General features: G+C 73.4%; 9 protein-coding genes. 5 read left to right on the top strand and 4 right to left on the bottom strand.

The annotated features are described in order from the left end of the window. Window positions 1-43: 43 nt before the first annotated feature. Window positions 44-1,546, bottom strand: coding sequence for an MFS transporter (locus ACFU6K_RS20650; protein ID WP_380665016.1), 1,503 nt, complete (start codon window positions 1,544-1,546; stop codon window positions 44-46). A 117-nt stretch (window positions 1,547-1,663) separates the two neighbouring features. Here ACFU6K_RS20650 and ACFU6K_RS20645 point away from each other — a divergent pair, with 117 nt between their 5' ends. Next, window positions 1,664-2,650, top strand: coding sequence for a helix-turn-helix transcriptional regulator (locus ACFU6K_RS20645; RefSeq protein WP_380665012.1), 987 nt, complete (start codon window positions 1,664-1,666; stop codon window positions 2,648-2,650). Here ACFU6K_RS20645 and ACFU6K_RS20640 read toward each other — a convergent pair. Both ACFU6K_RS20640 and ACFU6K_RS20635 read right to left on the bottom strand, forming a co-directional pair. Beyond that, a complete protein-coding gene (locus ACFU6K_RS20640) occupies window positions 2,647-3,531 on the bottom strand; it encodes a hypothetical protein (RefSeq protein ID WP_380665010.1) in 885 nt (294 codons plus the stop codon). The two genes, ACFU6K_RS20645 and ACFU6K_RS20640, sit on opposite strands and share 4 nt — an antisense overlap. A gap of 26 nt (window positions 3,532-3,557) precedes the next feature. Beyond that, a complete protein-coding gene (locus ACFU6K_RS20635) occupies window positions 3,558-4,076 on the bottom strand; it encodes a YbhB/YbcL family Raf kinase inhibitor-like protein (RefSeq protein ID WP_380665008.1) in 519 nt (172 codons plus the stop codon). A 99-nt stretch (window positions 4,077-4,175) separates the two neighbouring features. Between ACFU6K_RS20635 and ACFU6K_RS20630 the strand changes: the two genes are divergently transcribed. Further along, on the top strand, window positions 4,176-4,835 hold the full coding sequence (locus tag ACFU6K_RS20630; RefSeq protein ID WP_380665006.1) for a rhomboid family intramembrane serine protease: 660 nt from the start codon (window positions 4,176-4,178) through the stop codon (window positions 4,833-4,835). A gap of 116 nt (window positions 4,836-4,951) precedes the next feature. Then, window positions 4,952-6,118, top strand: coding sequence for a hypothetical protein (locus ACFU6K_RS20625; protein ID WP_380665004.1), 1,167 nt, complete (start codon window positions 4,952-4,954; stop codon window positions 6,116-6,118). A 33-nt stretch (window positions 6,119-6,151) separates the two neighbouring features. On the opposite strand, the gene ACFU6K_RS20620 is transcribed toward ACFU6K_RS20625, so the two are convergent. After that, window positions 6,152-7,732 carry a helicase HerA-like domain-containing protein gene (locus ACFU6K_RS20620; RefSeq protein ID WP_380665002.1) on the bottom strand — a complete coding sequence of 527 codons (1,581 nt, stop codon included), beginning with the start codon at window positions 7,730-7,732 and terminating at the stop codon, window positions 6,152-6,154. A 192-nt stretch (window positions 7,733-7,924) separates the two neighbouring features. Between ACFU6K_RS20620 and ACFU6K_RS20615 the strand changes: the two genes are divergently transcribed. Both ACFU6K_RS20615 and ACFU6K_RS20610 read left to right on the top strand, forming a co-directional pair. Beyond that, complete coding sequence (locus ACFU6K_RS20615; RefSeq protein ID WP_030061387.1) at window positions 7,925-8,221, top strand: type II toxin-antitoxin system VapB family antitoxin; 297 nt, start codon at window positions 7,925-7,927, stop codon at window positions 8,219-8,221. Window positions 8,222-8,492: 271 nt separating this feature from the next. Beyond that, window positions 8,493-9,176 carry a LytR C-terminal domain-containing protein gene (locus ACFU6K_RS20610; protein WP_380665014.1) on the top strand — a complete coding sequence of 228 codons (684 nt, stop codon included), beginning with the start codon at window positions 8,493-8,495 and terminating at the stop codon, window positions 9,174-9,176. Window positions 9,177-9,244: the final 68 nt, after the last annotated feature.

Below are 9,244 nucleotides of genomic sequence, written 5' to 3'. Positions count from 1 at the left end.
CGGCCGCGCCGCGCGACCGGGGCCCGCGAACGGGAGCGCTCCGTCAGGCCACGACGGGCGCCTGCTGCTCCGCGGTGGAACCGTCCGCGGAACCGGCACCGGAGCCGGCCACGGCCCCGAGCGCCTTGCGCCGCCGCGGCAGCGCGAACATCAGCAGGAAGACCGCGAGCAGCACCCCGGCGACCCACCACATCGCGTGCACGAAGGCCCCGCCGAACGCCGTCCCGACCGCCTCCGGCGCGACCACGTCGTCCATCGCCCCGAAGAAGGCCACCGACACCAGGCCGAGCCCGAGCGCGTTGCCCACCTGCTGCACGGTGTTGATCAGCCCGGACGCCGAACCGGCGTGCTCACGCGGCACCTCCGCCAGCACCGCGTCGGTGATCGGCGCGACGATCAGCCCCATCCCGAGGCCCATCACCACCAGCGGCAGCGCCATCTGCCAGGCCGTGATCGCCGTCCCGTACCGGTCCGCCTCCCAGATGTAGACGAGCACGCCCGCCGCCATCACCAGCGCGCCGGTCTGCAGCACCTTCCGCCCGAACCGCGGCACCAGCTTCTGCACCGACAGTCCGGCCGCCGTGGAGACCGCGATCGAGAACGGGATGCCGGTCGCACCGGCCTTGAGCGGGCTCCAGCCCAGCCCGATCTGCATGTAGAGGGTCCAGACCAGGAAGTAGATGCCGAGCGCCACGCCGAAGGCCAGCTGCACGCAGATCCCGGCCGCGAAGGACTTCACCCGGAACAGCGCCAGCTCCACCAGCGGCGAGCCGTCCCGCCGCGTCTTGACCTTCTCGTACGCCACGAACAGCGCGAACACCGGCAGGCTCCCGGCCATCGACAGGTAGCCCCACAGCGGCCAGTCGGCCTCCCGGCCGTGCGTCAGCGGGTAGATCAGCATCAGCAGGCCGAGGCTGGCCAGCGCCACGCCCACCAGGTCCAGCTTCAGCGCCTGGTCGGCCTTGGACTCGTCGATGAAGCGGCGGCCCAGCAGCAGTCCGGCGATGCCGACCGGCAGGTTGATCAGGAAGATCGGTCGCCAGGCCAGGCCGAACAGGTCCCACTCGGTGAGCAGCGCGCCGATCATCGGACCGGAGACCGCGCCCAGCCCGACCACCGCGCCGAACAGGCCGAACACCTTGCCGCGCTCCTCCGCCGGGAAGGTCGCGTGGATGATCGACAGCACCTGCGGCACCATCAGCGCGGCCGTGCCGCCCTGGAGCACCCGGGTCGCGATCAGCATCTCCGGGCTGGAGGCCAGCCCGCACAGTGCCGAGGCCAGCGTGAAGCCGCCGATCCCGATCAGGAACACCCGCTTGCGGCCGTGGATGTCGCCCAGCCGGCCGCCGGTGATCAGCCCGATCGCGAAGGCCAGCGCGTAGCCTCCGGTGACCCACTGAACGGCGCTGAAGGAGGCGCCGGTGTCCTGCTGGATGCTCGGGATGGCGATGTTGACGATGGTCACGTCCACCAGGTCCATGAAGGAGGCGACCATCACGATCGTCAGCGCGATCCACCTTCGTCGCTCCGCCGCCGCGGTGCCCATTCCGTACTCCTCTACCTTGTCCACGTCCACGACAGTAACGGGCATCTAGGTCAGAATCTGTCCCAGTTGGTCCGGCATTCTGGACGGCATGAGCGAGCGAAGCATCGAGAGGCGTACATGAGCGACACCCCGGCCCGGCTGTTGAACCTCCTCTCCCTGCTCCAGACCCCGCGCGAGTGGCCCGGCAGCGAGCTCGCCGAACGGCTCGGCGTCAGCCCCCGCACCATCCGGCGCGACATCGACCGGCTGCGCGAGCTCGGCTACCCGGTGCGGGCCAGCATGGGCGCGGAGGGCGGCTACCGACTGGTCGCGGGCACCGCGATGCCCCCGCTGCTGCTGGACGACGAGGAGGCGGTGGCCATCGCTGTCGGGCTCCGCGCGGCAGCCGGGCACGCCGTGGTCGGCATCGAGGAGGCCTCGGTACGGGCGCTCGGCAAACTGCTCCAGGTGCTGCCGGGGCGGCTGCGGCACCAGGTCGGGACGCTCAACTCCGCGACGGTGCCGCTGCTCGCCGGGGACGGCCCGACCGTCGACCCGGAGGACCTCACCGTGCTCGCCCGCGCCGTCACCGCCCGGGAACGGCTGCGCTTCGGCTACCGGGCGTACGACGGCGCCGAGACCAGTCGGCAGGTCGAGCCCGAGCGGCTGGTCTCGGTCGGCCGCCGCTGGTACCTGGTCGGCTACGACCTGGACCGCGCGGACTGGCGGCTGTTCCGGGTCGACCGGCTGAGCGGCCCGGCCGCCACCGGCGTCCGCTTCACCCCGCGCCCGCTCCCCGCCGAGGACGCCGCCGCGTACGTGGCGGGCAAGCTGCGCCGTCCGTCACCGAGCGGCACCGTGGTCGCCACCGTGCACGCCCCGGCCGAGCGGGTCCGCGACAGCCTCCGGCCGGGCGACTCCGAGGTCGAGCCGATCGACGGGCACAGCTGCCGGCTCCGCTCCCGTTCCGACTCGCTGGAGTGGACGGCGATGCGGCTGCTGTCGCTGGACTGCCCCTTCGAGGTGCACGAACCGCCGGCGCTGCGCGAGCACCTGCGCCGGCTCGCCGCCCGCGCCCACCACGCGGCCGGCCCGGAGGCTCGGCCCCCGAGGACCAGAACCTAGGCCTCGACCCGGAACCAGCCGTTGCCGGACCGGAACCAGAGCACCCCGTCCCGGCCGTGCGCGCGCCCCCGGTCGAGGCCGCCGGGGACGCCGACCCGCTCGCGGCGCACCTCCCGCCAGCCCTTCCGGCTCTCCCGCTCGCACCGGATCAGCTCGCCGCCGGGCTGGAGGAACACGGCCCGGTCCCCGGCGATCGCGAAGCCCACCGGCTGGCGGGCCGGCAGCCGCATGACGACGGGCTCGCCCCCGTCCGGGTCGATCCCGGTGAGGTGGCTCCGGTCCCCGTACCAGGCCAGCCAGGCCCGCCGTCCCTCGGTGGCGGCGGCGAGGCCCTCCAGCGGCTGGTCGCCCAGCTGCGCGAAGTCCGGCCGCCAGACGGTCCGTCCGGCGGTGTCCAGCCCGAGCAGGCCGTACTGGCCGAGCGGGTTGTCCCCGTAGTTGCCCTCGTCCCCGAAGGCGAGCCAGATCCGGCCGTCCCGGTCGGTGGTCAACGCCTGGACGTCGTCGCCGAGTTGCAGCTCGCGGGTCAGCCGGCCGTCCGGCCCGAACACCTGGCCGTTGCGCTCCCAGCCGTCCGTCGACTCCTCGGCCCGGCCTCCGACCAGCAGCACCCGGCCGCCCGGCAGCAGCGCCAGGAAGTCCGGCGGGACCCCGACCCCGGCGAGCGGCACCCGCCACTCGCCCCGCGGGGCGCGCACCACCACCTCGCCGTCGAACGGCAGCCGGGCGCCCGGCCACGAACCGGCCGGTGCCGCGTACCGCTCCGGCACCACCAGGACGGCCAGCTCCCCCTGCGGCCCGACCGTCCAGGTCAGGGCCCGGCGGCCGGCCCGGACGTCCTCCTCGGGCAGCCGCCAGACCTCGACCGGACGATCGGACACCGGTACCGACATCGATCAGGCCCCGCTCAGACCCCGTACTCGGCGGTCAGCAGCGCCCGGCCCAGGGTGTGGAAGGTGAGGTTGAAGCCCACCTGGGCCGGCGGGGTGTCGGCGGCGACGTCCAGCTTCTCCACGTCCAGCGCGTGCACCGCGAAGACGTAGCGGTGCGGGGCGCCGGGCGGCGGGGCGGCGCCGTCGTACCGGTTGCCCGGGAAGTCGTTGCGGCCGTGGAAGGAGGCCTCGCCGGGCAGGTCGGCGTCCGAGGAGCCGGCGCCGCGCGGCAGGCCGGTGGTGTCGGCGGGCAGGTCCAGGGCGAGCCAGTGCCACCAGCCAGAGCCGGTCGGCGCGTCCGGGTCGTAGCAGGTGACCGCGATGCTCCGGGTGCCCTCCGGCAGGCCCGACCAGGCCAGCTGCGGCGAGAGGTTGCCCTCGGCGTGGACGAACTCCCGGCCCAGCGTGCCGCCTTCGGTGATGTCCTGGCTGCTCAGCGGGAAGGACGGCACCTGCGGAAGGAACTCGTACGGCAGCGGCGCGCGCTTGCTCATGGGCTGGTCACCTCTCACGGTCGGAATGACACAGGTCACTCTAAACGGGTCGCCGTCATCGGGTGCGTGTGCGATCCCGCAGCCCCTAGAGTCGACGGCATGGCCTCCAGAATGACCCGTCTGCTCTCCGACTCCCGCGACGCGCTGTTCACCATGCTCGGCCTCCAGGCCGTCATCTGGTCGGTCCAGGTGCTCAACTGGCTGGACGACTACGGGCTGTCGCGGGAGCTCGGGCTGCGCTCGGAGCGGATCGGCGACCTGCCCGAGATGTTCACCATGCCGTTCCTGCACTTCAGTTGGGACCACATCGAGGCCAACTCCTGGCCGCTGTTCGTGCTCGGCTTCCTGTCCGCCTACCGGGGCATGAAGAAGTTCCTGCTGGCCAGCCTGGTGATCGTGGTGTCCGGCGGGCTGACGGTCTGGCTGCTGGAGAGCCCGAACACCGTGACGGCGGGCGCGAGCGGCCTGGTCTTCGGCTACCTCGGCTACGTGGTGCTGCGCGGCGTCCTGGACCGCAACGTGCTGGACGCGGTGGTCGGCGTCGCCGTCGCGGCGGTCTACTCGACGATCCTGATCGGCGTGCTGCCGGTCACCCCGGGCGTCAGCTGGCTGGGCCACCTCGGCGGACTGATCGGCGGGCTGGCCGCCGCCGTCCTGCTCCGCAACCGGCCGGCCGAGCAGCGGGCCCCGAAGCCCGCCGCCGCCCCGGACAGCCCCGGATCCGCCCTGCTCAAGCAGCTGGACGACCTGGGCCTGTAGCCCCCCGGCCCGGCGGCCATCGGCCCGTTGGCCCGCCCGGCCCATCAGGTATAGACCAATCCCACCCCTGCGGCTAGCGTGGACGGCTCACCCTCCCCCAGCTCCGGAGCCGCACCGTGGAGTCGTCCGTCCTCGCCTTCGCCGCCGACCTGCTCGACGAGGGCGCCGACACCTTCTTCGGCAACCTCACCGACCGCGCCGGGGTCGGCGGCGTCACCCTCGCCTCCGTCTACCACGAGGCCCGCGACGTCTTCCCGCACAACCCCCGCCGGGTGGTCCGCTACCTGGAACCGGGCGCGGCCTACTTCCGCCCGGACCCGGCCGCCTGGCGGGGCCGCCGGCTCGCCCCCGCACCGTCCACCGCGATCGGCGACCGCGACCCCTTCGCCGAGGCCGCCGAGGAGGCCCGCCGCCGCGGCCTGAAGCTGCACGCCTGGACGGTCTTCTGCCACAACGACCGGCTCGGCTTCGCCCACCCCGACTGCGCCCCGGCCAACGCCTTCGGCGACCGCCACCTCACCGAGCTCTGCCCGGCGAACCCGGAGGTCCGGGAGTACGCGCTGACCCTGGTGGCCGAACTCGCCCGGTACGGCGTGGACGCGGTCCGCGCCGAGTCCCTGCACTTCCACGGACTGCGCCACGGCTACCACCACGAGCGCTACTTCGAGGAGCTCGGCCCGACCGCCGAGGCCCTGCTCGGGGTCTGCTTCTGCCCGCACTGCCGCGCCGCCGCCACCGCCGCCGGGGTCCCGGCCGAGGAGGTGGCCGAGGCGGTCCGCGCCGAGCTGCGCCACCGGCTGGCCGACGAGTCCGCCGCCGCCCGGCCCGCCGACCTCAGCACCCTCGCCGACGGCGCCTTCGCCGCCTACGTGGACGCCTCCGCCGCCACCGTCACCTCGCTGGCCGCCGACCTCTCCGAGCAGGCCCGCCGGCACGGCATGCGGCTGAGCTTCATGGACGGCGGCGGCCCGGGCACCGGCTGGCTGGCCGGCATCGACCTGCCCGCCCTCGCCGGGGCCGTCGACCAGATCGAGACCCTCGGCTACGCGAAGACCCCGGAGGCCGTCCGGGAGAAGCTCGCCGCCTTCGCCCTGCACGGCGTCCACCCGAAGTCCATGGCGGTGATCCTGCGCCCGATGTCCTCCGACTGCGACGGCCCGGAGAACCTCGCCGCCAAGATCGCCACCCTGCGCGAACTCGGCGTCCCCGAGGTCGAGTTCTACCACTACGGCCTGATGCGGCTGTCCTCCCTGGACCGGATCGGCGCCGCGCTCTCCTCCTGAGGCCGGTCACCGCCGCCCCCGGCCCGAGGCCGGTCACCGCCGCCGCTTGGACGTCCCGAACAGGCTGCGCGAGATCTCCTGCCCGAGCTGCTTCCCGGCCGAGCGCGCGAAGGACTTGACGCTCGGGTTGTTCAGCAGCGACCCGAGCAGCCCGCCCACGCCCGCCTGCTCCCGCGCCTTCCCCTCCCGCTCCTCCCGCCGCGCCGCCGGCTCGGGAGGAGCGGACGCGGGAGGCCCGGTCGGCGCCGCCTCCGGCCGGGGGGCGCGCGCCGCCAGCTTCTCGTACGCCGACTCCCGGTCGATCGCGTCCCGGTAGCGCGCCGTCAGCGGCGAGGCGTCCACCACGGCCCGCAGGTCCGCCGCGTCGATCGGCCCCATCAGCGACTGCGGCGCCCGCAGCCTGGTCGCCGCGACCGGGGTGGGCGCGCCCTTCTCGGAGAGGACGGTGACCACGGCCTCGCCGGTGCCCAGCGAGGTCAGCACCGCGCCGAGGTCGTACGAGGAGCGCGGGAAGGTCGAGACGGTGGCCTTCAGCGCCTTGGCGTCGTCGGGGGTGTAGGCGCGCAGCGCGTGCTGCACCCGGTTGCCCAACTGCGCCAGCACGTCGGACGGGACGTCCCGCGGCGTCTGGGTCACGAAGAAGATGCCGACGCCCTTGGAGCGGATCAGCCGCACGGTCTGGGTGATCGCCTCCAGGAAGGCCTTGGAGGCGCCCTTGAAGAGCAGGTGCGCCTCGTCGAAGAAGAACACCAGCTTGGGCTTGTCCGGGTCGCCCACCTCGGGCAGCTCCTGGTAGAGGTCGGCGAGCAGCCACATCAGGAAGGTGGAGAACAGCCGCGGCCGGTCCTGCACCGCGGGCAGTTCCAGCACCGAGACCACGCCCCGGCCGTCCGGAGCGGTCCGCAGCAGTTCGGCGGTGTCGAACTCGGGCTCGCCGAAGAACGCCCCGGCGCCCTCGTTCTCCAGCACGGTGAGTGCCCGCAGGATCACCCCGGCGGTGGCCGCCGAGAGCCCGCCGATGGTCCGCAGCTCCTCCTTGCCCTCGGGCGAGGCGAGGAAGGCGATCACCGCGGTGAGGTCCTTGAGGTCGTAGAGCTCCAGGCCCTTGGCGTCGGCGTAGTGGAACACCAGGCTGAGCGAGGACTCCTGGGTCTCGTTCAGGTCGAGCACCTTGGCCAGCAGCAGCGGCCCGAAGCTGGTGACGGTGGCCCGGACCGGGATGCCCGCGCCCTGCCCGCCGAGCGCGTAGAACTCGACCGGGCAGCCGCGCGGCGCCCACTGCTGCCCCACCTCGGCGGCCCGGGCACCGGTCCGCTCGCTCGGCGTCCCGGGCGCGGCGACACCGGAGACGTCCCCCTTGATGTCGGCCAGGAACACCGGTACGCCCTGCTCGGAGAGCTGTTCGGCGATCAGCTGGAGGGTCTTGGTCTTGCCGGTGCCGGTGGCCCCGGCGACCAGCCCGTGCCGGTTGAGCACGCCCAGCGGGATGCGCACCTGGGCGTCCGGGTACGCGGTGCCGTCCAGCAGCACCGCGCCGAGGTCGAGGGCGGGACCGGTGAAGGCGTACCCGGCGGCGATCTCCCGGACGGCCTGCGGGGTGAGGTCGGAGTCCATCGGTGCACACTCCTGAGCGGATCGGAACGCTTCGGAACGCTTCGACATCGGCACGGAACCCGATCGGCACCGGGCGATGTTCGCGACATTTCCCATCAAACAGCGGCATTCGTCCATGCGCAGTTCACACCGGCGCGCGTGGCGGAGCCTCGGCTGCTGCGCCATCCGCCGTCCGAACGGTAGGCTTTCCGTGTGATCTTCAAGCGCATCGGCAATGGGCGGCCGTACCCGGATCACGGCCGGACGAGCACCCGCCAGTGGGCTGACGTCGCCCCGCGTCCGGTGCGACTCGACCAGCTGGTGACCACCAAGGGCCAACTCGACCTCGAAACCCTCCTGGCCGAGGACTCGACGTTCTACGGGGACCTCTTCGCCCACGTGGTGAAGTGGCACGGCGACCTCTACCTGGAGGACGGTCTGCACCGGGCCGTCCGGGCGGCGTTGCAGCAGCGCCAGGTGCTGCACGCCCGCGTCCTCGAAATGGAGTGACGGACCCCCGACCGGGCCGTCGGACCCCCACGGGCTTTCCGGACCACCCCCTCGCCACTCGGCGGAGGGCGGTCCGCGCGTACCCCGGTACCCCCTTTCGGGTACCGGGGTACGCCAGATGATGATCGTTTAGTACCTTCGAGGCCGTACGGCACTACGCTGCTGACTACGGCCGCGACCAGGGGATTCCGCCCGCACCGGGGGAAGTCCCCACCCGGCCGATCCGTCATCCCGACCCCGCCCTGGTACGAGGGGGAGACAAACCGTGAGCATGTTGACTCCCCAAGGCCTCAAGGGGAAGCAGTACCGCGTCACCGGCAACACCTACCCGCGCCTGGGCCGGCCTCCGAAGAAGAGCCGCAAGGTGATCGCCGCACTCGCCGGCCTGCTCGCCCTGGCCCTGGTCGCGCTCGGCGGCGTGCAGCTGTACGACATCTTCACCGGCAGGAACAAGAACGCCTCGGCCCAGGCCTGCGCGGACCCGTCCGGCAAGCCGCTGGCCGCCCCGACGCCGGGGGCCACCCCGGGCACCCCCGCCGCCTCCGGTGCGCCCGCCGCCGCGCAGGGCGACCCGCACGCCGTCCCGCAGCCCTCCGCCGTCACCGTGAACGTCTACAACGCCACCACCAAGGCCGGTCTGGCCGGCCGGACGGCCGAGGAGTTCAAGAAGCGCGGCTTCGTCATCGGCAAGGTCGGCAACGCCCCGGCCGAGCTGGACAAGAAGGTGCCCGGCACCGCCCAGGTGATCGCCGGTCCGGCCGGCGCCGGCGCGGGCACCCTGGTCGGCTCGCAGATCGCCGGGGCCGCCGTCACCGCCGACGCCCGCACCGACACCACCGTGGACTTCGTGATCGGCGACAGCTACAACGCCCTGCTGGACGAGACCCAGGCGGCCGCCGCCCTCGCGCTGGCCACCAAGCCCTCCCCCGCCCCGACCGCCACCGGCAGCTGCTGAGGCGATACCGGCCGAACACGCGGTACCGACCGAACACCGAGAGCCCCCGGCAGACGCAGTGCCGGGGG

This window comes from Kitasatospora sp. NPDC057512 (assembly GCF_042802135.1).
Classification (GTDB): Bacteria; Actinomycetota; Actinomycetes; order Streptomycetales; family Streptomycetaceae; genus Kitasatospora.
Note: the sequence above shows the minus strand (reverse complement) of the source record. Positions and strands in the feature narration are given on the sequence as shown.

What these genes read in the sequence shown, in the direction of transcription:
- ACFU6K_RS20620 (WP_380665002.1), bottom strand. Translation starts at nt 7,732, where the DNA reads ATGGACTCCGACCTCACCCCGCAGGCCGTCCGGGAGATCGCCGCCGGG.
- ACFU6K_RS20610 (WP_380665014.1), top strand. Translation starts at nt 8,493, where the DNA reads ATGTTGACTCCCCAAGGCCTCAAGGGGAAGCAGTACCGCGTCACCGGC.
- ACFU6K_RS20650 (WP_380665016.1), bottom strand. Translation starts at nt 1,546, where the DNA reads ATGGGCACCGCGGCGGCGGAGCGACGAAGGTGGATCGCGCTGACGATC.
- ACFU6K_RS20630 (WP_380665006.1), top strand. Translation starts at nt 4,176, where the DNA reads ATGGCCTCCAGAATGACCCGTCTGCTCTCCGACTCCCGCGACGCGCTG.
- ACFU6K_RS20645 (WP_380665012.1), top strand. Translation starts at nt 1,664, where the DNA reads ATGAGCGACACCCCGGCCCGGCTGTTGAACCTCCTCTCCCTGCTCCAG.
- ACFU6K_RS20635 (WP_380665008.1), bottom strand. Translation starts at nt 4,076, where the DNA reads ATGAGCAAGCGCGCGCCGCTGCCGTACGAGTTCCTTCCGCAGGTGCCG.